Annotated in this window: 19 protein-coding genes and 1 pseudogene; 15 read left to right on the forward strand and 5 right to left on the reverse strand. The window is 71.6% G+C overall.

The window, feature by feature from the left end; all coding sequences use genetic code 11:
• Positions 1–97: 97 nt before the first annotated feature.
• Positions 98–1615, forward strand: coding sequence for a tRNA (N6-isopentenyl adenosine(37)-C2)-methylthiotransferase MiaB (miaB, locus tag K7G59_RS03385; protein WP_225830305.1), 1518 nt, complete (start codon positions 98–100; stop codon positions 1613–1615).
• Between the two features lie 85 nt (positions 1616–1700).
• Positions 1701–2414, forward strand: a complete 714-nt coding sequence (locus K7G59_RS03390; RefSeq protein ID WP_225830306.1) for a class III extradiol dioxygenase subunit B-like domain-containing protein — start codon at positions 1701–1703, stop codon at positions 2412–2414.
• A 186-nt stretch (positions 2415–2600) separates the two neighbouring features.
• Here the strand turns inward: K7G59_RS03390 and K7G59_RS03395 are convergent, their stop codons facing one another.
• Entirely contained in the window at positions 2601–2864 is a 264-nt protein-coding gene (locus K7G59_RS03395) for an antitoxin (RefSeq protein WP_225830307.1), read from the reverse strand.
• A 476-nt stretch (positions 2865–3340) separates the two neighbouring features.
• On the opposite strand from K7G59_RS03395, the gene miaA reads away from it, so the two are divergent.
• The 6 genes from miaA to hflX all read left to right on the forward strand — a co-directional run bounded on the left by miaA (position 3341) and on the right by hflX (position 11685).
• Positions 3341–4279 (forward strand): tRNA (adenosine(37)-N6)-dimethylallyltransferase MiaA, encoded by a 939-nt coding sequence (miaA, locus tag K7G59_RS03400; RefSeq protein WP_225830308.1) that lies wholly within the window; start codon positions 3341–3343, stop codon positions 4277–4279.
• A gap of 108 nt (positions 4280–4387) precedes the next feature.
• Positions 4388–4924 (forward strand): hypothetical protein, encoded by a 537-nt coding sequence (locus tag K7G59_RS03405; protein ID WP_225830737.1) that lies wholly within the window; start codon positions 4388–4390, stop codon positions 4922–4924.
• A 102-nt stretch (positions 4925–5026) separates the two neighbouring features.
• A complete protein-coding gene (dapF, locus tag K7G59_RS03410; RefSeq protein ID WP_225830309.1) occupies positions 5027–5896 on the forward strand; it encodes a diaminopimelate epimerase in 870 nt (289 codons plus the stop codon).
• 242 nt (positions 5897–6138) lie between these two features.
• Entirely contained in the window at positions 6139–8400 is a 2262-nt protein-coding gene (locus K7G59_RS03415; RefSeq protein ID WP_225830310.1) for a bifunctional (p)ppGpp synthetase/guanosine-3',5'-bis(diphosphate) 3'-pyrophosphohydrolase, read from the forward strand.
• 114 nt (positions 8401–8514) lie between these two features.
• A complete protein-coding gene (locus tag K7G59_RS03420; RefSeq protein WP_225830311.1) occupies positions 8515–10002 on the forward strand; it encodes a M1 family metallopeptidase in 1488 nt (495 codons plus the stop codon).
• Between the two features lie 192 nt (positions 10003–10194).
• Positions 10195–11685 carry a GTPase HflX gene (gene hflX, locus K7G59_RS03425; RefSeq protein ID WP_225830312.1) on the forward strand — a complete coding sequence of 497 codons (1491 nt, stop codon included), beginning with the start codon at positions 10195–10197 and terminating at the stop codon, positions 11683–11685.
• A gap of 200 nt (positions 11686–11885) precedes the next feature.
• On the opposite strand, the gene K7G59_RS03430 is transcribed toward hflX, so the two are convergent.
• A complete protein-coding gene (locus tag K7G59_RS03430; RefSeq protein WP_225830313.1) occupies positions 11886–13112 on the reverse strand; it encodes a serine protease in 1227 nt (408 codons plus the stop codon).
• Positions 13113–13351: 239 nt separating this feature from the next.
• Here K7G59_RS03430 and K7G59_RS03435 point away from each other — a divergent pair.
• Positions 13352–13522 (forward strand): annotated as a pseudogene (locus tag K7G59_RS03435) (TetR family transcriptional regulator); the annotation flags it as partial.
• On the opposite strand, the gene K7G59_RS03440 reads toward K7G59_RS03435, so the two are convergent.
• Entirely contained in the window at positions 13483–13761 is a 279-nt protein-coding gene (locus K7G59_RS03440) for a hypothetical protein (RefSeq protein WP_225830758.1), read from the reverse strand. The pseudogene K7G59_RS03435 and the gene K7G59_RS03440 overlap by 40 nt on opposite strands.
• A 6-nt stretch (positions 13762–13767) precedes the next feature.
• Here K7G59_RS03440 and K7G59_RS03445 point away from each other — a divergent pair, with 6 nt between their 5' ends.
• Positions 13768–13989: a hypothetical protein gene (locus K7G59_RS03445; protein WP_263975849.1), complete on the forward strand. Its 222-nt coding sequence runs from the start codon at positions 13768–13770 to the stop codon at positions 13987–13989.
• A gap of 173 nt (positions 13990–14162) precedes the next feature.
• Here the strand turns inward: K7G59_RS03445 and K7G59_RS03450 are convergent, their stop codons facing one another.
• Positions 14163–15083, reverse strand: coding sequence for an NAD(P)-dependent oxidoreductase (locus K7G59_RS03450; protein WP_225830315.1), 921 nt, complete (start codon positions 15081–15083; stop codon positions 14163–14165).
• A gap of 261 nt (positions 15084–15344) precedes the next feature.
• Here K7G59_RS03450 and K7G59_RS03455 point away from each other — a divergent pair, with 261 nt between their 5' ends.
• The 4 genes from K7G59_RS03455 to K7G59_RS03470 all read left to right on the forward strand — a co-directional run bounded on the left by K7G59_RS03455 (position 15345) and on the right by K7G59_RS03470 (position 21665).
• The gene (locus K7G59_RS03455; RefSeq protein WP_225830738.1) at positions 15345–16880 is read left to right on the forward strand and encodes an aminotransferase class III-fold pyridoxal phosphate-dependent enzyme; all 1536 of its coding nucleotides are present in this window, start codon (positions 15345–15347) and stop codon (positions 16878–16880) included.
• Between the two features lie 64 nt (positions 16881–16944).
• Entirely contained in the window at positions 16945–18882 is a 1938-nt protein-coding gene (locus K7G59_RS03460) for an IucA/IucC family siderophore biosynthesis protein (RefSeq protein WP_225830316.1), read from the forward strand.
• A complete protein-coding gene (locus K7G59_RS03465; protein WP_225830739.1) occupies positions 18777–19505 on the forward strand; it encodes a GNAT family N-acetyltransferase in 729 nt (242 codons plus the stop codon). Before K7G59_RS03460 ends, K7G59_RS03465 begins: the two co-directional genes overlap by 106 nt.
• 183 nt (positions 19506–19688) lie before the next feature.
• Positions 19689–21665, forward strand: a complete 1977-nt coding sequence (locus tag K7G59_RS03470; protein ID WP_225830317.1) for an ATP-dependent DNA helicase — start codon at positions 19689–19691, stop codon at positions 21663–21665.
• Positions 21666–21756: 91 nt separating this feature from the next.
• On the opposite strand, the gene lexA is transcribed toward K7G59_RS03470, so the two are convergent.
• Entirely contained in the window at positions 21757–22536 is a 780-nt protein-coding gene (gene lexA, locus K7G59_RS03475; RefSeq protein WP_225830318.1) for a transcriptional repressor LexA, read from the reverse strand.
• 515 nt (positions 22537–23051) lie between these two features.
• Between lexA and nrdR the strand changes: the two genes are divergently transcribed.
• The gene (nrdR, locus tag K7G59_RS03480) at positions 23052–23600 is read left to right on the forward strand and encodes a transcriptional regulator NrdR (RefSeq protein ID WP_225830319.1); all 549 of its coding nucleotides are present in this window, start codon (positions 23052–23054) and stop codon (positions 23598–23600) included.
• Positions 23601–23633: the final 33 nt, after the last annotated feature.

Here is a 23633-nt window from a genome sequence, read left to right on the forward strand (position 1 = left end):
CCCAAAAGGATTCGCCCCGGCCGGCTCCCGGTGGACCGGATCTTGCGTTGCGGCGACGGAGGCGAAGGCCGCCCGGCACACCCCCTACCCTTATGGCATGAGCAGCATCGACCGGAGCCAGCCCGTGGACGTCCAGCGAACATATGAGGTGCGCACCTACGGGTGCCAGATGAACGTTCACGATTCCGAGCGATTGGCCGGGCTGCTGGAAGATGCCGGGTACGTGCGGGCGCCCGAGGGGTCGGACGGGGACGCCGACGTCGTCGTCTTCAACACCTGCGCCGTGCGGGAGAACGCCGACAACCGGCTGTACGGCAACCTCGGCCACCTCGCGCCGAAGAAGGCGAGCCGGCCGGGCATGCAGATCGCGGTCGGTGGCTGTCTCGCGCAGAAGGACCGCGACACCATCGTGAAGAAGGCGCCCTGGGTGGACGTCGTCTTCGGCACGCACAACATCGGCAAGCTGCCGGTCCTGCTGGAGCGCGCCCGCGTCCAGGAGGAGGCGCAGGTCGAGATCGCCGAGTCGCTGGAGGAGTTTCCCTCCACGCTGCCGACGCGGCGCGAGAGCGCGTACGCGGCGTGGGTGTCGATCTCCGTCGGCTGCAACAACACCTGCACCTTCTGTATCGTCCCGGCCCTGCGTGGCAAGGAGAAGGACCGACGGCCGGGGGACATCCTCGCCGAGGTCGAGGCCCTGGTCGCCGAGGGCGTCTCCGAGATCACCCTGCTCGGGCAGAACGTGAACGCGTACGGCTCCGACATCGGCGACCGCGAGGCCTTCAGCAAGCTGCTGCGCGCCTGCGGGAACATCGAGGGCCTGGAGCGGGTCAGGTTCACCTCCCCGCACCCGCGCGACTTCACCGATGACGTCATCGCCGCCATGGCCGAGACGCCGAACGTCATGCCGCAGCTGCACATGCCGCTCCAGTCCGGTTCGGACACCGTCCTGAAGGCGATGCGCCGCTCCTACCGGCAGGACCGTTACCTCGGGATCATCGAGAAGGTGCGGGCCGCCATCCCGCACGCCGCGATCACCACCGACATCATCGTGGGCTTCCCCGGCGAGACCGAGGAGGACTTCGAGCAGACGCTGCACGTGGTGCGCGAGGCGCGGTTCGCGCAGGCGTTCACCTTCCAGTACTCCAAGCGGCCCGGCACCCCGGCCGCGACGATGGACAACCAGATCCCCAAGAAGGTCGTCCAGGCGCGCTACGAGCGGCTCGTCGCCCTCCAGGAGGAGATCTCCTGGGACGAGAACAAGAAGCAGGTCGGCCGCACGCTGGAGCTGATGGTCGCCGAAGGAGAGGGTCGCAAGGACGACGCCACGCACCGGCTGTCCGGGCGCGCCCCCGACAACCGGCTCGTCCACTTCACCAAGCCGGACCAGCACGTCCGGCCCGGCGACGTGGTCACCGTCGAGGTGACGTACGCCGCCCCGCACCATCTCCTCGCCGAGGGCCCGGTCCTCGACGTGCGCCGCACGCGTGCGGGGGATGCCTGGGAGAAGCGCCAGGCCGAGGCCGCGGCCAAGCCGGCGGGGGTCATGCTCGGCCTGCCGACGATCGGCGTGCCCGAGTCGCGGCCTGCCGCCGCGAGCGGCTGCGGCTGCGACTAGCGGCCCCCGCGGGGAGCCCCCGCAGGCCGCATGACGTTCGGCGTGGGGTGACGGCAGGGCGTCGTACGGCGTTACCCTGCCGATCATGCTTGTCGCCGCCGCTGTCTGCCCCTGCCCGCCGCTGCTCGTGCCCGAGGTCGCCGCGGGTGCCGCACCCGAGATGGATGCCGCACGCGCGGCCTGTGTGGACGCCCTCGGAGTGCTCGCCGCCGCCCGTCCCGGCAGGCTCGTGGTCGTCGGGCCTGCCGAAGAGAGCGGGCGCGGACCGCACCCGCAGGGCGCCCCGGGATCCTTCCGGGGCTTCGGCGTCGACCTGGACGTACGGCTGGGGCCCGCCACGGGCACCGTCCCCGAGCGCGAGCTGCCCCCGTCGCTGGCCGTCGCCGCCTGGCTGCTGCAGTGGACCGGCTGGGCGGACGCGCCGGTCGAGGGGCTCGGTGTCGGGGAGGCGCTGGCCCCCGAGCGGTGTGCCGAAACCGGGCGGGACATCGCCGCGCGGGCGGACCGGGTGGCGCTGCTGGTGATGGGAGACGCCAGCGCGTGCCGCACGCTCAAGGCACCGGGCTACCTGGACGAGCGGGCCGCCCCCTTCGACGCGGAGGCCGCGCGCGCGTTGGGCGCGGCGGACCTGGCGGCCGTCCGGGCGCTGGACGCCGAGCTGGCGTACGAGCTGAAGGCCTCCGGACGAGCGCCCTGGCAGATCCTCGCGGGCGCCGCGGAGGGAGCCGGCCTCGGCGGCAGCCTCCTCTACGACGACGCCCCGTACGGCGTGGGCTATCTCGTCGCCACCTGGTCCTAGCGGTGAACACGGCCGGCCGCGGGCGGCCGTAGCGTACGACGTCGTACGCTACGGCCGTACGCCGTCGTACGCCGTCGTACGCAGGCGTCGGCGCCGGTGGAAACGTGATCCGAACGGCGGACGGCCGGGAGCACTGTCGCTCTCGGCCGTCCGCCGATCCGTGTGCCGTCCGGCAGCCCAGGACGGTCAGGAAGCCGGAGGCGGGCCTTCCGGGTGCGTCGGGCCGCCGCGCTCCGGGCTCTGCATGTGCGCCAGGCGGTCCATCGCCTCCCTGGCCTTGCCCGTGCCCGCCTGGATCTTGTCGCTGTACTTGTGCTTGGTCCGGTCGTCGACGACCTTCGCGGCCCTGTCGATGCCGTGCTGCACCTTGTCCCCGTGCTGTCGCGCGAGGTCCGACACCTTGTCCTTGGCGGGGGCGAGCTTGGCCTTCACATTCTCGAACATACCCATGGTCCACCTTCCCTCACGGGACAGTTGCGTGCGGGCGCCCTCGCCGGTCTCGCTGTCGGCGGCCTCCGTGGCGGACTGCGGAAATGCCGGCACCGTCGGCCGCGCCGACGGAGGTGTCCGGATCCGTCACCACGCCTTCGCGCGCCTCCTGGACCGGGTCCGTCGCCTCCGCCTCCGCTGCCGTGTCCGCCGACTCGGCCGCTCCCGGGCTCGGGGCCGGCCTGAGCCTCGGCGGGCGATGCCTCCCGAACCGTCCCCGACCTGCCGAGGAGCCGTGCAATAACGCCCATATCCACTCCATACGGTACTCGTGCGGGCGAAATCCCGCGTCACCCGGTGCGTCGGGTTGCGCCGCACCGGGTCACCGTCTCCGGCGGTCCGGCGGGCCGCACCTCGCCCCGGGCGACGACCCGGGACCGGTCCCCTGGCACCTGACTCGTTCGAGGCCCCGCCCGGAGGTTTGCGAGACTGGTGGGATGAGCAGCGCAGCCCCCGCCCCCCGCGTCATCGCCGTCGTCGGACCCACCGCGGCCGGAAAGTCCGATCTCGGCGTCTTCCTGGCCCAGCGGCTCGGCGGTGAGGTCGTCAACGCCGACTCCATGCAGCTCTACCGTGGGATGGACATCGGCACCGCCAAGTTGACGCCCGAGGAGCGCGGCGGCGTCCCGCACCACCTGCTGGACATCTGGGACGTGACGGTCGCCGCCTCGGTCGCCGAGTACCAGAAGCTGGCCCGCGCACGGATCGATGCGCTGCTGGCCGAGGGCCGCTGGCCGATCCTGGTCGGCGGTTCCGGTCTGTACGTCCGCGGTGCGGTGGACAACCTGGAGTTCCCCGGCACCGACCCGGAGGTCAGGGCCCGGCTGGAGGGCGAGCTGGTGCTGCGCGGCCCGGGCGCCCTGCACGCCCGGCTGGCCGCCGCCGACCCCGAGGCCGGCCGCGCGATCCTGCCCAGCAACGGCCGCCGTATCGTCCGGGCCCTGGAGGTGATCGAGATCACCGGCCAGCCTTTCACCGCCAATCTGCCCGGCCACGACTCCGTGTACGACACCGTCCAGATCGGCGTCGACGTGGCCCGTCCGGAGCTGGACGAGCGCATCGCGAGGCGCGTCGACCGGATGTGGGAGGCCGGGCTCGTGGACGAGGTGCGCGCGCTGGAGGCGCAGGGGCTGCGCGAGGGGCGCACGGCGTCGCGCGCGCTGGGCTACCAGCAGGTGCTTGCGGCGCTCGCCGGTGAGTGCACCGAAGCGGAAGCCCGGGACGAGACCGTACGCGCCACCAAGCGCTTCGCGCGCCGCCAGGACTCATGGTTCAGACGTGATCCCCGGGTGCACTGGCTGAGTGGGGCACAGGCGGACCGCGGGGAACTTCCGCGGCTGGCTCTGGCGTTGGTCGAACGACCGGTTACAGCCTGATCACGTGATGGCATCGGGATGCGCCGCGGGTCATCGCGGCCATCGGCGGCGTGCCATCATCGAGCTTCGATCGACCAAGTGGAGTCCTAGTTGGGAGGGCGCGTGGCGATGGAGGCCGGCCCTCGCGACACCGCACAGAGCACCGAGCCCGTCACTGCCGACGGTCCTGTCGGCACGGACAGTGACGAGCTGGGCGGCCAGGCCGAGGAGCGCCTGGAGGACCGGCTGGCCGACGACGGGCCGGACGAGACGCCGGGCGGCGTGACCGCCGACGGGCCCGAGCCCGAGGAGATGTACGCGGGCGGACCGGAGGTCGAGGTCGAGCTGCGTCCGCAGCGGCGGCTGCGCATCTGGCAGCTCGCGCCGATCGTGGGACTGGCTGCCGTCGGCTCCCTGATGTTCGCCTTCCCACTCGCCTTCGACTTCGGCGACAGCGGCGCGGTCATCGCCATGCTGGGCCTGCTGATCTGTTCCTGCGCCGCGGGCTGGGGCATGATGGCCGCCCGCCGGGTGGGCTACACCTGGCCGGGGCTGCCCCCGCGCGGCTCCGGACGCCGGGCCGACTGGCGGGTCGTCCTCGCCTATGTGCTGCTCGTCGCCGTGGCGGTCGTCCTCGCCGTGTGGCGGGTGGCCCGGCTGCGCTGACGGCGCCGGGTGGGGCGAGGAGAGCGGCGCGGGGCCGGGCAGCGGCACGGCCGGACGCAGCCGGACGCAGAGCGTGTCGCAGCGACCCCGTACGATCGAGGCATGAGCACGCGGATCGCCTTCCTCAAGGGTCACGGCACCGAGAACGACTTCGTGATCGTCCCGGACCCCGAGAACGCCCTTGACCTGAGCCCGGCCGCCGTCGCCGCCCTGTGCGACCGCCGGGCCGGCATCGGCGCCGACGGCGTGCTGCACGTGGTGCGGTCCGCCGCGCACCCGGAGGCCCGGGAGATGGCCGCCGAGGCGGAGTGGTTCATGGACTACCGCAACGGCGACGGCTCGGTCGCGGAGATGTGCGGCAACGGCGTACGCGTGTTCGCTCGCTACCTCCAGCACGCCGGGCATGTGAGCGAAGGGGACACCGCGATCGCCACGCGCGGGGGCGTGAAGACCGTCCACATCGCCAAGGACGGCGACATCACCGTCGGCATGGGCCGTGCCCGCCTCCCCGAAGGGGACGTCACGGTGAGCGTCGGCGAGCGCAGTTGGCCCGCGCGCAACGTGAACATGGGCAACCCGCACGCCGTCGCCTTCGTGGACGACCTCGCCCATGCCGGCGACCTCTACGCCCCGCCGCCCGTCAGCCCGGCGACGTCCTACCCGGAAGGTGTCAACGTCGAGTTCGTCGTGGACCGCGGCCCACGCCACGTGGCCTTGCGCGTGCATGAGCGCGGCTCCGGCGAGACCCGCTCGTGCGGCACGGGCGCGTGCGCCGTCGCCGTGGCCACCGCCCGCCGCGACGGCGCCGACCCGGCCGTCACCGGCACCCCGGTGACGTACACCGTGGACGTGCCCGGCGGACGCCTCGTCATCACCGAACGCCCCGACGGCGAGATCGAGATGACCGGACCCGCCGTGCTCGTCGCCGAGGGCGAGATCGACGGCGAGTGGCTGGCAGCCGCGGTCCGCTGACCCGGCAGGAGCGCGCCGCGACGGCCCCGCGCGTCCGGGCGAGTCCAGGCCACGTGGCGCAAACCTTGCACCTTGTCACCATCGCTCGAATGGGTGATCCGTTTCACGCTCGGCGGGAGGCGGTCAGTCGCACGTGGTGGGCTCGGTAGCATCAAGCACCGGCACGGACGGGGGAACGTCGCCATCCCTGAGCCGCGTGTGCCCTGGAGCCCCGTCCGCCGGTCCACGAGCCGGAGGTGCCCATGAGTGCGGAGGCCACGAACCCTGCGACCCCTGGCCCGGTAGCGCCCACCGCGGCTGCAGCGCCCAAGACGGCCACAGGGCCCACAGCGTCAGCTTCCGCAGCGGCCACCGCGCCCCCGGCTTCCGCGGCGCCGACGGCCGTCCGCAGGAAGTCCCGGCCGCGTATCGACCTGCGCCGGCTGGGCCGGGCCGCGCTGCTGGGCCCCGCCGCCCGCGGCAGGCTGCCGGACGCGATCAGCCATGTCGTGGACGCGCACCGGGCCCACCACCCCGACGCGAACCTCGAACCCCTGCGCCGCGCCTACGTCCTCGCGGAGTCCTCGCACCGCGGCCAGATGCGCAAGAGCGGCGAGCCGTACATCACCCACCCCCTCGCCGTCACCCTCATCCTCGCCGAACTCGGCGCGGAGACCACCACCTTGACCGCGTCGCTGCTCCACGACACCGTCGAGGACACCGATGTGACGCTCGATCAGGTGGGGGAGCAGTTCGGCGAGGAGGTCCGTTACCTGGTCGACGGCGTCACGAAGCTGGAGAAGGTGGACTACGGAGCCGCTGCCGAGCCCGAGACCTTCCGCAAGATGCTCGTCGCCACGGGCAACGACGTGCGCGTGATGTCGATCAAACTCGCCGACCGCCTGCACAACATGCGCACCCTCGGCGTGATGCGCCCCGAGAAACAGGCCCGGATCGCCAAGGTCACCCGCGACGTCCTCATCCCGCTCGCCGAACGCCTCGGCGTACAGGCCCTGAAGACCGAACTCGAGGATCTCGTCTTCGCCATCCTCCACCCCGAGGAGTACGAGCACACGCGGGCACTCATCGCCGAGAACGCCGCCCGCCCCGACGACCCCCTCGCCGAGATCGCCGACGAGGTCCGCGGTGTGCTGCGCGAGGCCGATATCCCGGCCGAAGTCCTCATCCGGCCACGGCACTTCGTCTCCGTCCACCGCGTGGCCCGCAAACGCGGACAACTGCGCGGCGCCGACTTCGGCCGGCTGCTGGTACTCGTGAACGAGGACGCCGACTGCTACGGCGTGCTCGGCGAACTGCACACCTGTATGACGCCGGTGGTCTCGGAGTTCAAGGACTTCATCGCCGTACCGAAGTTCAACCTCTACCAGTCGCTGCACACCGCCGTCGCCCGCAAGGACGGGCAGGTGGCCGAAGTCCTCATCCGCACCCACCAGATGCACAGGGCCGCCGAAGCCGGCGTCATCGCGCTCGGCAATCCCTACGCCCCCGCCTCCGACGACCTGGCCGACGGCGAGCGCGCCGACCCGACCCGCCCCGGCTGGCTCTCCCGGCTGCTCGAATGGCAGCGGGCGGCCCCCGACCCCGACACCTTCTGGTCCACCCTGCGCGCGGACCTCGCCCAGGACCGCGAGATCACCGTCTTCCGCCCCGACGGCGGCACCCTGGGCCTGCCCGAGGGCGCCACCTGCGTCGACGCCGCCTATGCGCAGTACGGCGACGACGCGCACGCCTGCATCGGCGCGAGCGTCAACGGCCGCCTGGCCACCCTCAGCACCGTCCTGCGGGACGGCGACACCGTCCAACTCCTCATGGGCCAGGACCCGGCCTCCGAGCCCTCCCGCGAGTGGCTGGAGCACGCCCACACCCCGGCCGCCCGTATCGCCATCCAGCGCTGGCTGGCCGCACACCCCTTCGCCGGCGCGGAGGAGGCGAACGGGGAGACCTCCGCCGGTGCGGCCCACGGGACGGCGGCGACGAGCGGCACCCGCCTCGAACCCGCGCAGGGCCCCGCCGCCCGGCCCGCCGAGGGTGCCCCCGCACCCCGCCCGAGGGGCGCCGACGTCCTGGTGGACCGGCCCGGGGCCACCGTGCGGCTCGCCGGGTGCTGTACGCCGGTACCGCCCGACGCCATCACCGGCTTCGCCGTGCGCGGGGGAGCGGTCGCCGTGCACCGCGTGGAGTGCGCGGCGGTGGCGCACATGAAAGAGCGGGGGCGTGCGGAGATCGGCGTGCGCTGGGGGGACACCACCGAGTGCCGGGTCACGCTCGTCGCTGAATCGTTCGGCCGGCCCCACCTGCTCGCCGACCTCACCGAGGCGATCGCCCTCGCGGGCGTCGACATCGTCTCCGCCACCGTCGAACCGCCCACCCAGCAACGGGTCCGCCACACCTACACCCTCCAGCTCCCCGATGCGGCCCACCTGCCGGCACTCATGCGCGCCATGCGCGACGTGCCCGGCGTCTACGACGTGAGCCGCGCCCAGCACCAGACGCCGGCCTCCTGAAAGGCCCTGCACACCAGGCCCGCCATGCCCAGAAGGCCCCCCGGGCCAACCCGTTCGGGTGGGCCGGGCGCGCGCCGTCGCCGGGCGGCGCGGGTGCGCTGGTAGCGGTGGTGCATGCTGCTCAACTCGCGCCCCCGGCCAAGGCCAAGGCTCCTCCGGCACCGGAAGGCGGCCCTGCTCGCCTCCGCCGTCTCCCTCTGCCTCCTCGCCGCCGGTGCCCCGGCCGAGCCCCTGGGTGTCGGCGACCGGCTGTACCCGTACCTGGGCAACCCGGGATACGACGTGGCGTCGTACGACCTGTCCTTCACCTATTCCGGCTCCAACGACAAACCGCTGCAAGCCGTCACCACCATCGACGCCTGGACCACCACCGAACTTGACCGCCTCAACCTCGACTTCGCGCACGGCACCGTCGAGTCCGTCGAGGTCGACGGGCACCCCGCGGACTTCGCCCGTGCCGGTGACGATCTCGTCGTCACGCCGGACCACCCACTGCCCCCGGGCAGCTGGAACCGGATCACGGTCCGGCACACCAGTGACCCCGTACCCGCCAAGGGTCAGGACGGCGGCTGGGTGCGCACCTCCGACGGGCTCGCGATGGCCAACCAGGCCGACGCCGCCCACCTGGTCTTCCCCTGCAACGACCACCCGTCCGACAAGGCGAGGTTCACCTTCCGGATCACCGCCCCGAACGACTACGCCGTCGTCGCCAACGGACTGCCCTCGGGCGCGGAACGGGTCGGCCGCACCACCACGTGGACCTACCGCACCCAGCACCCCATGGCCACCGAACTCGCCCAGGTGTCCATCGGCCGCTCCGCCGTCCTGCACCGCACCGGACCGCACGGACTCCCCGTCCGTGACGTCGTACCCAGCTCCGACCGCAGGGCGCTCGAACCCTGGCTCGCCAGGACGCCCGACCAGATCGCCTGGCTGGAGAGCAAGATCGGGCCCTACCCGTTCGAGACGTACGGCCTGCTCATCGCCCAGGCGGAGACCGGATTCGAACTGGAGACACAGACCCTCTCGCTCTTCGAGAAGGATCTGTTCACCGAGCCCGCCTACCCCAAGTGGTACATCGAGTCGATCATGGTGCACGAGCTGTCCCACCAGTGGTTCGGCGACAGCGTCAGCCCGCGCACCTGGTCCGATGTGTGGCTGAACGAAGGGCACGCCACCTGGTACGAGGAGCTGTACGCGCAGGAGAAGGCGCACAAGCCCATGGAGGACCGGATGAAGGCCGCCTACAGCGCCTCCGACCGCTGGCGCGAGGACGGTGGGCCGCCCGCCCTGCCCAAGCCGCCGGCACCCGGCCGGAAGATCGGGATCTTCCGCCCCAACGTCTACGACGGCGCCGCGCTCGCGCTGTACGCCCTGCGCCAGGAGATCGGCCGGGAGAAGTTCGAGCGCCTGGAGCGGATCTGGATCCAGGAACACCGGGACTCCACGGCCGGCACCGCCGACTACGTCCGCCTCGCCTCGGCCGTCGCCGGGCGCGACCTGACCGGCTTCTTCAAGGGCTGGCTGTACGGCGAGAAGACACCGCCGATGCCCGGCCACCCGGAGTGGAAGACCAGGCACGCGTCCCATCACGCACGGTGACGGAGCCGGGCCAGGAACGGGAATAAGGCGGTGACGAGGCGGGCCGTGCCGTGCGACCATCTTCGGGTCGGCGCGGCGCGGGACGGCACGGCACGGCACGGCGCCCGGGAATCTCCCGGTCCGTTCGTGCGTTGCACATCACGAGCGATCCCCTCAAGGACCGCAAGGCTCATTCATCGACGTAAGGATCCAATGACCTCCTCTTCTTCCCCTTCCCAGGACACCAAGCGCCTCGCGCACGCCTATCCCGAGGGTCTTCGGGCCGATGCCCTGATGGAAGAGGACGTCGCCTGGAGCTACGAGATCGACGGCGAGCGGGACGGCGACCAGTTCGACCGCTCCGAGCGCGCGGCCCTGCGCCGCGTGGCCGGACTCTCCACGGAGCTGGAGGACGTCACCGAGGTCGAGTACCGACAGCTCCGCCTGGAGCGGGTCGTCCTCGTCGGCGTGTGGACCTCCGGCACCGCACAGGACGCCGACAACTCCCTCGCGGAACTGGCCGCTCTCGCGGAGACCGCGGGCGCCCTCGTGCTCGACGGCGTCATCCAGCGCCGCGACAAGCCCGACGCGGCCACCTATATCGGCTCCGGCAAGGCGGTCGAACTGCGGGACATCGTCCTCGAGACGGGCGCGGACACCGTCATCTGCGACGGTGAGCTGAGCCCCGGCCAGCTGATCCAGCTCGAGGACGTCGTCAAGGTCAAGGTCATCGACCGTACGGCCCTGATCCTCGACATCTTCGCCCAGCACGCCAAGTCCCGCGAGGGCAAGGCACAGGTCGCGCTCGCCCAGATGCAGTACATGCTGCCGCGGCTGCGCGGCTGGGGTCAGTCGCTGTCCCGGCAGATGGGTGGCGGTCGCGGCGGCCTCGCCACGCGTGGCCCCGGTGAGACCAAGATCGAGACGGACCGGCGCCGGATCCGCGAGAAGATGGCGAAGATGCGCCGGGAGATCGCGGAGATGAAGACCGGCCGCGAGGTCAAGCGCCAGGAGCGCCGACGCCACAAGGTGCCGTCCGTCGCCATCGCCGGCTACACCAACGCCGGCAAGTCCTCCCTGCTCAACCGCCTCACGGGCGCGGGCGTGCTGGTCGAGAACGCCCTGTTCGCGACCCTCGACCCGACCGTACGGCGCGCGCAGACCCCGAGCGGCCGGCTGTACACGCTGGCCGACACCGTGGGCTTCGTGCGGCACCTGCCGCACCACCTGGTCGAGGCGTTCCGCTCCACCATGGAGGAGGTCGGCGACTCCGACCTGATCCTGCACGTGGTGGACGGCTCGCACCCGGTGCCGGAGGAGCAGCTGGCCGCCGTGCGCGAGGTCATCCGGGACGTCGGCGCCACCGACGTACCCGAGATTGTCGTGATCAACAAGGCGGACGCGGCGGACCCGCTGGTCCTCCAGCGGCTGCTGCGCACCGAGAAGCGCTCCATCGCGGTCTCGGCCCGCACCGGCCAGGGCATCGACGAACTGCTCGCGCTCATCGACAACGAGCTGCCGCGGCCGGCGGTCGAGATCGAGGCACTCGTGCCGTACACGCACGGCAAGCTGGTCGCCCGCGCCCACACCGAAGGCGAGGTGATCTCCGAGGAGCACACCGCGGAGGGCACCCTGCTCAAGGTCCGGGTGCACGAGGAACTGGCGGCCGACCTGGCACCGTACGTTCCGGCACAGCTCGCCTGAGCCCCCTCAGAGAACAGGCCGAAGGCCCGCCCCTTTCGCAAGGGGTGGGCCTTCGGCCTGTGGGATCGGCACCCCGCGCTGCCCGGGGCCGGGGACGGACGGTGGCGAGACGGAAGAAGGCTCCCGTGAGACGCCCGGCCACCGCCCGTGACCCGTTGTGCATGGAGTCGGCCGTGCGGTGATGGTATGGCCGTCGCGGTCTACTGCCCGGCGAACTTCTTACTCACCGACAGGTACACGGCCTTGGCCACCGTGCCGAGCCGGGGACCGGCCAGCCAGCCCGAAGTCACCGGTCCGATGGAGGTGTTGGACACCAGAGCCGGCTTGCCGTCCGAGCCCGTCTCCACCCAGCCGCCGCCGGAGGAACCGCCGGTCATGGTGCACCCGATGCGGTACATCGTCGGGGCCGAGGCGTCGATGGACAGCCGGCCCGGCTTGTCCTGGCACTGGTACAGCAGCTGACCGTCGTACGGCGGTGCCGCCGGGTACCCGCTCGCCGTGATGCTCTGCACCTTCGGCACGGCCGGGGCGTCGAAGTTCACCGGCAGCGCGCCGCCGACCGTCTCCTCCAGCGACTTGCCGGCGTGACCCTGCTCCGGCGTCACGTGAATCACGGCGTAGTCGTACGACGCCCCGTTCCCGCCGGTCTCGCCGCCCTGGTCGATCCACTGCTGGGACGTCTTCGCCGCGTCGGCCCACCAGACGCCGTACGGGGCGATCTCGGACCGGGTGGCGTGCTGCAGATCATCGGCCGACTTCGCCGCGTTGTTGTACGACGGCACGAAGGCGAGGTTGCGGTACCAGCCGCCCTTCTTGCCGGCGTGCACGCAGTGGCCCGCCGTCCAGATGAGGTTGGACTTGCCCGGGTGCGCCGGGTCCTCGACGACCGTCGCCGAGCACACCATCGTGCCCTCGGGGGAGTCGAAGAACAGCTTGCCCGAGGTGGCCGCGCTGGTGTGGTACGGCGGCTGGACCGCCTTCGCCTGCACCACCGCCGGAGTCGGGTCCGTCACGCCCTGGTCACCGGAGATGTCGTTGTCGTCGACGCCCTTGTCCGGGTCGTTGGCGTGCCGCATCCGGTCCGGGTCCCACAAGCCCTTGATGATCGGGTTGATGAAGTCGTTGGCCTCGCGCAGCCAGTCCTTCTGGTTCCAGTTCTTCCAGGCGCCGTTCTTCCACTTGTCGATGTCGATCCCGTGCTCCTTGAGCCGCTGCCGGAGGTCGTCCGGGATCTTGAACTTGCCGTCGCTCGAGCCGGCCGCCGTCGCGGAGGCCGCCGGCTTGCCGTCGGCGTTGTCGTCGCCGTTGCAGGCGGTGGCGGTCAGCGCCAGCGCCGAGGCGAGGGCGACCGCCGCCAGCGCGGGGGAGGTCCTGCGAGACGCGCCCCTCCCTCGGCGAACGGTGAACGACGGTCGTATGGATCGCATGGTGTTGACTCCCCCTGCTATGAAGGAAACTTGGCGCTGGGCATGGGTCACCGGCGTTGGACCCCTGGAGAGTTCATGCCGGTCCCACTCCCGTTCGGGAACGGCATCACACACTATGCGCTCGCCGTGGGGGAGTTCCGATGGAACGGCAACGGTTCGGCTACAGCCGTCTGACCTGGCGACGGTGACGCCGTGGAGTCGGCCGACCCCATGGACCACCGCGCACGACACCGGCGGCCATGCCCCTTGCGGAACCGTCCGCACCACACCATCCGCCGCCGACGGCGGCTCTGAGCCTGCGTGAGCGCAGGAAGGTGCGCACCCAACGGACCATCCGCGCGTCGGCCTTCCGGCTCCTCGAGGAACAGGGCTACGAAACCACCGTCGAGCAGATCGCTGCGGGCGCGGAGGTCTCCCCGAGCACGGTGTTCGGGTACGTCGCCACCAAGGAGGACATCGTCCTCGAGGCCGCGTACGTCCCGGTGCCGGCCCAGGCAGTCCGGGACCGCCGCACCGGGGAGCCGCCGATGGTCGCCGTGCGCGAGGCGGTCGTCCGAGCGGTGCGCGGGCTGTGCCAGAAGCCGATCGCGAAGCTGCTGCTGCGGATGAGGCTCATCAGCGAGTGCCAGCGCTGCGGGCGCAGCTGCACCGGAGCATGGACCGGAACGTCGAGCCGGTCTGCCATGCGCTCGCGGAGCGGACCGGCCGGTCGGCGGACGGCCTGGAGTTGCGGGTCGTGGTCGGCGCGATCCTCGGTGGTCTCACCCGGGTGATGCTCGACTGGGCCGACCGCGGCCAGGAGGAGGGCCTGCTGGAGACCGTCGCCCGGGCGCCGGCGGCGGCACGGGAGCGCGGTCCGGCCGGCCTGGCGCTCTGAGCAGGCTCACGTACGTCTCGGCTTCCCTGCCGTGATCTTTTCCACCTGTGATCCCCCCGTGAGCACTCCCGGTCCTGATCTCCCGGTTCTGATATCTCTTCTCGCTCCTCGCCCGTGGCCTCCGCGATGTGTCCCTCCGCCATCTCCTCGGCTCGCCAACTCCTCGGCGCGCGTCAGCCGAAACTCTCCTGGAAACCCTGCCGCCACGACGGATAGCGCAGCTCCCAGCCGAGTTCCCGCTTGGCCTTGGCGTTGGAGAAGCCGCGGCCCTCGGTCATCATGATCACGGCCGTGTCCCCGGCCAGCAGCCGGGCCAGCCAGACCGGGATCCGCATCGGCCGCTTCGCCCCCGCGCACGCGGCCAGATGGGGCAGCCACTCACTGGCCGGGGCGGGTTCGTCGTCGACGATGTTGAACACGCCCCTGGCCTTCTGCTCCACGGCCAGGACCGTCGCGCCCGCCGCGTCGTCCAGATGCACCCACGAGGAGTAGCCGGTGCCGCGCCCGACGAGCGGGAACTGCCGCCTGCGCACGAGTTCGACCTGGTCGTCGGTGGCGCCTGGACCGTAGAGCCCGCCGTAGCGCAGGACCGCACCGTCGGCCTTGAGGACGACCTCCTCGACGTGGTGAATGGCCTGTGTCACCGTCTCCATCCTCGTCCCCTTCTCCAGGGGGAGCGGATCCTCCTCGGTCTTCACCCATCCGCCCTCGCGGATGCCGTTCCAACTGCCGTAACTCTGCGCGACGATGTGGGACACGCCGTTCGCCTCGGCAGCGGCCAGCAGATGATCCGTCCCCTCGGTGCGCAGCCTGTTGGTGAGGGCGAACCACTGGTCGATGTACTTCATGTCCGGATTGGCGGAGATCGCGGTCATCTGGTGCACGATCGTGTCCGGCCGGGCCTTCCCCACCGCCTCGTCGACCGAGGCCGCGTCCAGGCCGTCCATGACGACGCCCTCGGCGCCCAGCTCTTCGAGCAGGCCCAGCTTGGCCGCACTCGTCGTCGTCGCCGTCACCTGGTGGCCCCGGGCCACGAGCTGAGGCACCAGCCGCCGCCCCAAGACCCCGGTCCCACCCGCCACGAACACCCGCATGACGCTCACCTTCCCGATCCGGAAACCGGCTCCCGGCCCGAATCGGGCCAAAGCCATGCAGGTTGCTACCAGCAGGTTCCCGTCTTCACGCGTCCGCCACGGGAAAGATCACCCGATCCGGGATCCCTTCAAGGATCTGGAGGCAACCCGTAACCCGGTCGGCGGTCCGCTGTTGGTAGCGGTGGGGGGCCTGCTGCCCGTGTCCCGGTCCCCACGGATCAACTCGCCTCTGGACAGCAGGGAGGACAGCGAGCCGTGGCCATGACCGAATCGGTGGCCGAAGGCGCGTACCGAGGAGCGCGTGCCGTGCACGAGGGGATTCTGAGGCGCCAGTCGGCGCGCGAGTCGGCCGCGCGCACCTACGCCCGGGCCCTGCCCATCGTGCCGGTACGCGCGAGAGGGCTGACCATCGAGGGCGCCGACGGCCGCCGCTACCTGGACTGCCTCTCCAGCGCCGGCACCCTCGCCCTGGGCCACAACCACCCGGTCGTGCTGGAGGCCATCCGCAAGGTCCTCGACTCCGGCGCCCCACTGTCCGTCCTCGACCTGGCGACCCCGGTCAAGGACGCATTCCTCACCGAGCTGTTCCGCACGCTCCCGTCCGGCCTCGCCGAGCGCGCCCGCGTCCAGTTCTGCGGACCGGCCGGCACCGACGCCGTCGAGGCCGCGCTCAGGCTCGTGCGGGTTGCCACCGGGCGCACCGGCCTCCTCGCCTTCACCAGCGCCTACCGCGGCGTCACCGCCGACGGCGCCCGTGACGCACAGGTCGTCCGGCTGCCGTATCCGCAGGCCTACCGCTGCCCCTTCGGCGTGGACGGCCCGGCCGACGCCGAACGTGCCGCCCGCTGGGCCGAGTCCCTCCTGGACGACCCGAAGTCCGGTGTACCGCTGCCGGCCGGGCTGATCCTCGAGCCCGTCCAGGGTGAGGGCGGCGTGATTCCCGCGCCGGACGACTGGCTGCGCCGCATGCGGCGGCTCACGGCCGACCGGTCCATCCCGCTCGTCGTCGACGAGATCCAGACCGGCGTCGGCCGCACCGGCGCCTTCTGGGCCGTCGACCACAGCGGAATCACCCCCGACGTCATGGTTCTCTCCAAGGCCATCGGCGGCAGCCTTCCGCTCGCCGTGATGGTCTACCGCGACGATCTCGACATCGCGCCGCCCGGCACCCAGGAGGGCACCTTCCGAGGCAACCAGCTCGCCATGGCCGCCGGCACCGCCACCCTGGCCTACGTCCGTGAGCAGGGCCTCGCTGCACGAGCCGCCGACCTCGGCTCCCGCATGCTGTCCCGGCTCCGCGGCATCACGGAGGAGTTCTCCTGCGTGGGGGGCGTGCGGGGGCGCGGGCTGATGATCGGGGTCGAACTGGTGCAGCCCGAAGGACTGCAAGGGTCGGAAGGACTGCAGGAGCCAGGACCGGAAGGGCCTGAAGCGCAGGCTGGGCGGGGAGGGGCGCAAGCCGCACCGGGCGAAGGCGCCTGCCCCGGTGAACCCTTCCTCGCCGCATCCGGACGGGCGCTCACCCGCGTCCCACGTCCCGCCGCGCCCGAACTCGCCGCGGCCGTGCAGCGGGAGTGTCTGGAGCGCGGTCTGATCGTGGAACTCGGTGGCCGCCACGCCGGCGTCATCCGCCTGCTGCCCCCGCTCACGATCAGCGACGAACAGGCGGAGGCGGTACTGGACCGTCTGACCGACGCCATCGCAGCGGTGTCCCGCAACGCCGAGGACCGCAGACCACGGCAGGACCACGCCCTGCAGCGCCGCCGACACCATGGCCCTGCCGTAAGCACCGGCTGACCGCAACCGTGCCCCGTCTCCACCACACCTCCTTGCCTCTCGCACCACCACCCGAGGAGCCGCTTTGACCGCCACCCCCGCACCCGAGGGCCGTTCCGGGGCGCCCGACGGGCCGACAGACCCCGCCGGTTCAGCCGCTCCCGTGCCGGTCGCCGAGTCGCTGCCGCAGCAGAAGCGACGCGATCCCGCCACCGCGCGCCCCGCAGATCCCGGCCCCGACCCCCTGGAGCACCCCGACCCCCACACCGCGGCCCAGGCCGCCGCCGTGGAGAACCTCCTGCGCTGCTGGGCGCGCGAGACGAACCTTCCCGCGCCCGACTCCGGCGCCCTCCGCATCCCGCTGCCCGCCAGCGGCACCTCCTTGATCGCACCGGTCCGCACCTGGTCCCCGACCGGCTGGCACCGCTTCGGCCCGGTGCGCCTCGCCGACGCCCCCGAAGCCGCACCGCCCGTCGACGCCGTCACCCTCGCCGCCCTGCTCGCCAGGGAGAGGCCCGGCAACCCGGACGGCACCACCAGCGCCCCGCAGGCCACCTCCGCGGGCGACGGCGGCGACCTCGTGGCCCGAGTCGCCGACTCCCTCCGGCGCACCGTGACCTTCCTCCGCGACCGGCGGGCGCACCCTGCCGACGGTCCCGACCTCTTCCTCAGCGCCGAGCAGGCCCTCCTGCTCGGCCACCCGCTGCACCCGACCCCGAAGAGCCGCGAGGGTCTGACCGATGCCGAAGCCCGGCTCTGCTCACCGGAGTTGCGCGGCTCCTTTCCCCTGCACTGGCTGGCTGTCGCCCCCTCTGTGCTCGCGACCGACTCGGCCTGGACCGAGCGCGGCCGTCCGGTGCCCGCCGCCCACCTCACCCGGCAGCTCGCCGAAACCGAACTGCCGCTGCCCGACGGATACGTGGCCCTGCCACTGCACCCCTGGCAGGCGCGTGACGTCCGGCACCGCGAAGCCGTCGCCGCCCTGCTCGACTCCGGACTCCTGCGTGACCTCGGCCCCCTCGGCACTCGCTGGCACCCCACCTCCTCCGTACGAACCGTCCAGCGATCCGGCGCCCCCGCGATGCTCAAACTGTCGCTGGGGCTGCGCATCACCAACTCCCGCCGGGAGAACCTGCGCAAGGAACTCCACCGCGGAGTCGAGGTCCACCGGCTGCTGCGCGCGGGCCTGTCCGAGCAGTGGCAGGCCGTACACCCCCGCTTCGACATCGTCCGCGACCCGGCCTGGCTCGCCGTGGACACCCCGGACGGCCGGCCCGCGCTCGGACTCGACGTGGTGATCCGGCACAACCCGTTCGCCCCGGCCGACGACGTGAGCTGTGTCGCCGGGCTGGTCTCGCCCCGCCCTGTGCCAGGCCCCCGGACCCATGAGGACACCTGGCAGACCAAGTCCCGTCTCGCCCAGCTCGTCGAACGCCTCGCCGCCCACACCGGCCGCCCCGTCACCGCTGTCGCCGCCGAGTGGTTCCTGCGCTACCTCCAGCAGGTCGTCCGACCGGTGCTGTGGCTGGACGGCGAGGCCGGTGTCGCCCTGGAGGCCCACCAGCAGAACACGCTGGTCCTGCTGGACGGCGACGGCTGGCCCGTCGCCGGCCGCTACCGTGACAACCAGGGCTACTACTTCCGCGAATCCCGGCGGGACGAACTCGACGCCCGGCTGCCCGGCATCGGCGAGCGCAGCGACACCTTCGTCTCCGACGAGGTCATCGACGAACGCTTCACGTACTACCTCGCCATCAACAACGTGCTGGGCCTGATCGGCGCGTTCGGATCCCAGCGTCTCGCCGACGAGCGGCTGCTCCTCGCCGCCTTCCGCCGCTTTCTCACCGATGTGGTCTCGGGACCCGAGGCACTGCGCACCTCCCTGCCCGGCCTGCTGCTCGACTCACCCGACCTGCGCTGCAAGGCCAACATGCTGACCCGGCTGCACGGCCTGGACGAACTCGTCGGCCCGGTCGCCACACAGTCCGTCTACGTCACCATCGCCAACCCCCTTCTTCGCTGACCGAATCCCTTGACACATCCCTGAGCCGATCCCTGAGCCGAACTCTGAGCGATCCCCGAGAGGAGCGCACCGTGCCTGCCTGGGGGCCCTCCGCCACGCCCGTCGGCTCCTTCGAGCTGGTGCCCGTGTCCGTCGCGCGTGACCTGCCACTCATCCACCGGTGGATGAACGACCCCGCCGTCGCCGCGTACTGGGAGCTGGCCGGGCCCCAGGGCCGGACAGAGGACCATCTGCGGACTCAACTCGACGGTGACGGGCGCAGCATGCCGTGCCTCGGTGTCCTGGACGACACCCCGATGAGCTACTGGGAGATCTACCAGGCAAACCTGGACCCGTTGGCCCGCCACTATCCGGCCCGTCTGCACGACACCGGAATCCACCTCCTCATCGGCACTGCCGCGGACCGCGGGCGGGGGCTGGGCTCCGCCCTGCTCAGGGCCGTGGCCGACCTCGTCCTTGCCCGGCGCCCCGCCTCACGCGTCGTCGCCGAGCCTGATCTTCGCAACACCCCCTCCGTGGCCGCGTTCCTGAACGCCGGCTTTCGGTTCACGGCCGAGGTGGACCTTCCCGGCAAGCGGGCCGCCCTCATGATCCGGGACCGAGTCCTGCGTGATGTGTCGTAGCGCCGAGTGATTCCCTGTTCACAGTGAGATACGAACGATGGATCGCTGGTGTTCCCGTCGGCACCGAAAAACCCGATCGAGTTTCTCCACCCGTCCCGCCCCAGGAGTTCCGGCAGTGACCCCACCCCCTGTCCCCGCCTTGGTCGCCCGTTTGTCAGTCCCGGGTCGTAGGGTGGTCGGGCTATGACGAAGCCCTCCCTCTCCGAACTCCTGCATGCCGCCGTCGCAGCCGTCGGCGGTACGGAGCGCCCCGGCCAGGTGACCATGGCCGAATCCGTCGCCGAGGCGATCGACGACGGATCCCACCTGCTGGTCCAGGCCGGCACCGGCACCGGAAAGTCGCTGGGCTATCTCGTGCCCGCGCTCGCGCACGGAGAGCCTGTGGTGGTCGCGACGGCCACGCTCGCCCTGCAGCGCCAGCTCGTGGAGCGCGACCTGCCGCGCACGGTCGACGCCCTGCATCCGCTGCTGCGCCGCCGCCCGGAGTTCGCGATGCTCAAGGGCAGGTCGAACTATCTGTGTCTGCACCGCCTGCACGAAGGCATGCCGCAGGACGAGGAGGACGGTCTCTTCGACCAGTTCGAGGCCGCCGCCCCCACGAGCAGGCTCGGTCAGGATCTGCTGCGCATGCGGGACTGGGCGGACGAGACGGAGACCGGTGACCGCGACGACCTGACCCCCGGAGTCTCGGACCGTGCCTGGGCGCAGGTGTCGGTGTCGTCCCGGGAGTGCCTGGGCGCGTCGAAGTGCGCGTACGGCGCCGAGTGCTTCGCGGAGATGGCGCGCGAGCGGGCCAAGCTCGCCGAGGTCGTCGTCACCAACCACGCCCTGCTGGCCATCGACGCCATCGAAGGTGCCCCGGTGCTGCCGCAGCACGAGGTGCTGATCGTGGACGAGGCGCACGAACTCGTCTCGCGGGTCACCGGCGTCGCCACCGGGGAACTCACTCCCGGCCAGGTCAACCGCGCGGTGCGACGCGCCGCGAAGCTCGTGGACGAGAAGGCCGCCGACCAGCTCCAGACCGCTGCCGAGGGCTTCGAACGGCTGATGGAGCTGGCCCTGCCGGGTCGCCTGGAAGAGATCCCGGAAGACCTCGGCTACGCCCTGATGGCGCTGCGGGACGCCGCCCGTACGGTGATCACCGCGCTCGGCGCGACCCGTGACAAATCCGTGCAGGACGAGGACGCGGTCCGCAAGCAGGCGCTGGCCTCGGTGGAGACGGTGCACGAGGTGGCGGAGCGGATCCTGAACGGCTCGGAGTGGGACGTCGTCTGGTACGAGCGCCACGACCGGTTCGGCGCCTCGCTGCGCATCGCCCCCATGTCGGTGGCCGGGCTGCTCAGGGAGAAGCTCTTCGCGGACCGGTCCGTCGTCCTCGCCTCCGCGACCCTCAAGCTGGGCGGCGACTTCAACGGCGTCGGCGCCTCCCTGGGGCTCGGCCCCGAAGGAGCGGAGGGGGAGGACCTGCCGAAATGGAAGGGCGTCGACGTCGGCTCGCCCTTCGACTACCCCAAGCAGGGCATCCTGTACGTCGCCAAGCATCTGGCGCGCCCCGCACGGGACGGCGAGCGAGCCGACATGCTCGACGAGCTGACCGAGCTGATCCAGGCGGCCGGCGGCCGTACCCTCGGCCTGTTCTCGTCCATGCGGGCCGCCCAGCTCGCCGCGGAGGAACTGCGCTCCCGGATCCCCGAGTTCCCGATCCTGCTCCAGGGGGAGGAGACGCTCGGCGAACTGATCAAGAACTTCGCGGCCGATCCCAGGACGTGCCTGTTCGGCACCCTGTCGCTGTGGCAGGGCGTAGACGTCCCGGGTCCCAGCTGCCAGCTGGTCGTCATGGACAAGATCCCGTTCCCGCGTCCCGACGATCCACTGATGAGCGCGCGCCAGAAGGCGGTGGAGGAAGCAGGCGGCAACGGCTTCATGGCGGTGGCGGCAACCCACGCGGCCCTGCTCATGGCCCAGGGAGCCGGCCGTCTGGTGCGGGCGTCGGGGGACCGAGGAGTGGTCGCCGTACTGGATCAGCGGCTGGCCACCGCGCGCTACGGCGGCTATCTGAAGGCGTCGCTGCCCGACTTCTGGTACACGACGGACCGCAACCAGGTGCGCCGGTCGCTCGCGGCGATCGACGCGGCGGCGAAGCAGGCGGAAGCCCGCTAGGAGGCGCAGCGCATGCACAGGGCCCCGGAACCGGCGCAGAGGTTCCGGGGCCCGGTCAGGGGGGCGAGCCGTCCGGCTCGCCCGGCGGCCGTCACACGCGCCGCAGCACGGCGACGACTTTGCCCAGAATGGTCGCGTCGTCGCCGGGGATCGGCTCGTAGGCCGCGTTGTGCGGGAGAAGCCAGACGTGGCCGTCCTCGCGCTTGAAGCGCTTGACGGTGGCCTCGCCGTCGAGCATGGCCGCCACGATGTCGCCGTTCTCGGCGACGGGCTGGCGGCGGACGGTGACCCAGTCTCCGTCGCAGATCGCGGCCTCGATCATGGAGTCGCCGACGACCTTGAGGACGAACAGCTCGCCGTCACCGACGAGCTGGCGGGGGAGGGGGAAGACATCCTCGACGGACTCCTCCGCGAGGATCGGACCGCCGGCGGCGATCCGGCCGACCAGCGGGACGTACGACGCGGCGGGCTTGCCGGCGGTGTCCGTGGGCTGCACGCTCACGGCCTGGTCGGAGCCGCGCACCTCGTACGCGCGCGGCCGGTGCGGGTCGCGGCGCAGGAAGCCCTTGCGCTCCAGCGCCATCAGCTGGTGCGCCACGGAGGACGTGCTGGAGAGGCCGACGGCCTGGCCGATCTCCCGCATCGACGGCGGGTAGCCGCGCCGCTGCACCGAATCCCTGATGACCTCGATCACCCGGCGCTGCCGGTCGGTGAGCCCGGAGCTGTCCGCCCGGATACCTGGAGGTCGGCCCGGCAGGGAACGCTTGGGCCCCTCGGGATTCGTGGCTTCATTCATCGCATGTACCGGCTCGACTCGGCCCTGGGAGCGGTCCTGGGCAGTGATGGTGGCACTGTCTGCGGTGGTGGTCACGTCGGCCCCTCTCGATGGTCTCCCTGCTGGACAACGGTAGTTGCTTTCGAAAGGTTGCGCCAAACACACGTTCGAGTGAAAAAGTGCGTTTTGCCTGACGCGATCACGTGTCTAGGTGTATGGCTGACATGCGGCCCGGCGGACAAAAGTGACCATTGTTGTACTCTTCACCGCCGGTGCTGCCGCCTCGTGGGCGGCCTTCACAGTCTGCCATCCGGAGCCGCGCCGGCCGGGTTCCGGGTCGCGTTCTGCGCCGGAGTCGCACGCGTCCTCCCTGTGGCGCCCACGGTATCTCCGTAACCGCCCCGTGTACCTGCGGCGACACGCGTGTCCTTCTCGGCGTATGAGTCAATCCCTACATGTAGTGGTTGCATGGCTACCGCATCCCAGAAGTTGTGTTTTCGTGGTGCCCCCCGGTCTTCGGCACCTCCGCGATCGCCTATGCTTGAGGCTGCTTCGAGGGGCCCATGGGTCCAGCGAGGCTGTTGAGTCTGCTGTGAGGAGGGTTGGAGATCATGCACTGCCCCTTCTGCAGGCACCCCGACAGCCGCGTCGTCGACAGTCGTACGACCGACGACGGCACGTCGATCCGCAGGCGCCGCCAGTGTCCTGACTGCTCCCGTCGTTTCACGACCGTGGAGACGTGCTCGCTCATGGTGGTGAAGCGGTCCGGAGTCACCGAGCCGTTCAGTCGTACCAAGGTCATCAATGGTGTGCGGAAGGCATGCCAGGGGCGACCTGTCACCGAGGACGCACTCGCCCAGCTCGGCCAGCGGGTCGAGGAGGCGGTGCGGGCCACGGGAAGCGCCGAGCTGACCACCCATGACGTGGGTCTGGCCATACTCGGCCCGCTGCAGGAGCTGGACCTCGTCGCCTTTCTGCGGTTCGCCTCCGTCTATCGGGCGTTCGACTCGCTCGAGGACTTCGAGGCCGCCATCGCGGAGCTGAGGGAGGCGACGCGGGGCCCCGCCGCCGACGTGGAGGACGCGGGAGCGGGGAGCCGGGAAGACGAACACGGGCCCGGAGGGACCAAGGTCCCGGTGCCCGCTCACGCCGCCGACTGACCGGCGGGCCGGAACGGGTCGGAGCCCCGGGTT

It is taken from the genome of Streptomyces sp. NK08204, from assembly GCF_020400585.1.
Lineage (GTDB): Bacteria > Actinomycetota > Actinomycetes > Streptomycetales > Streptomycetaceae > Streptomyces.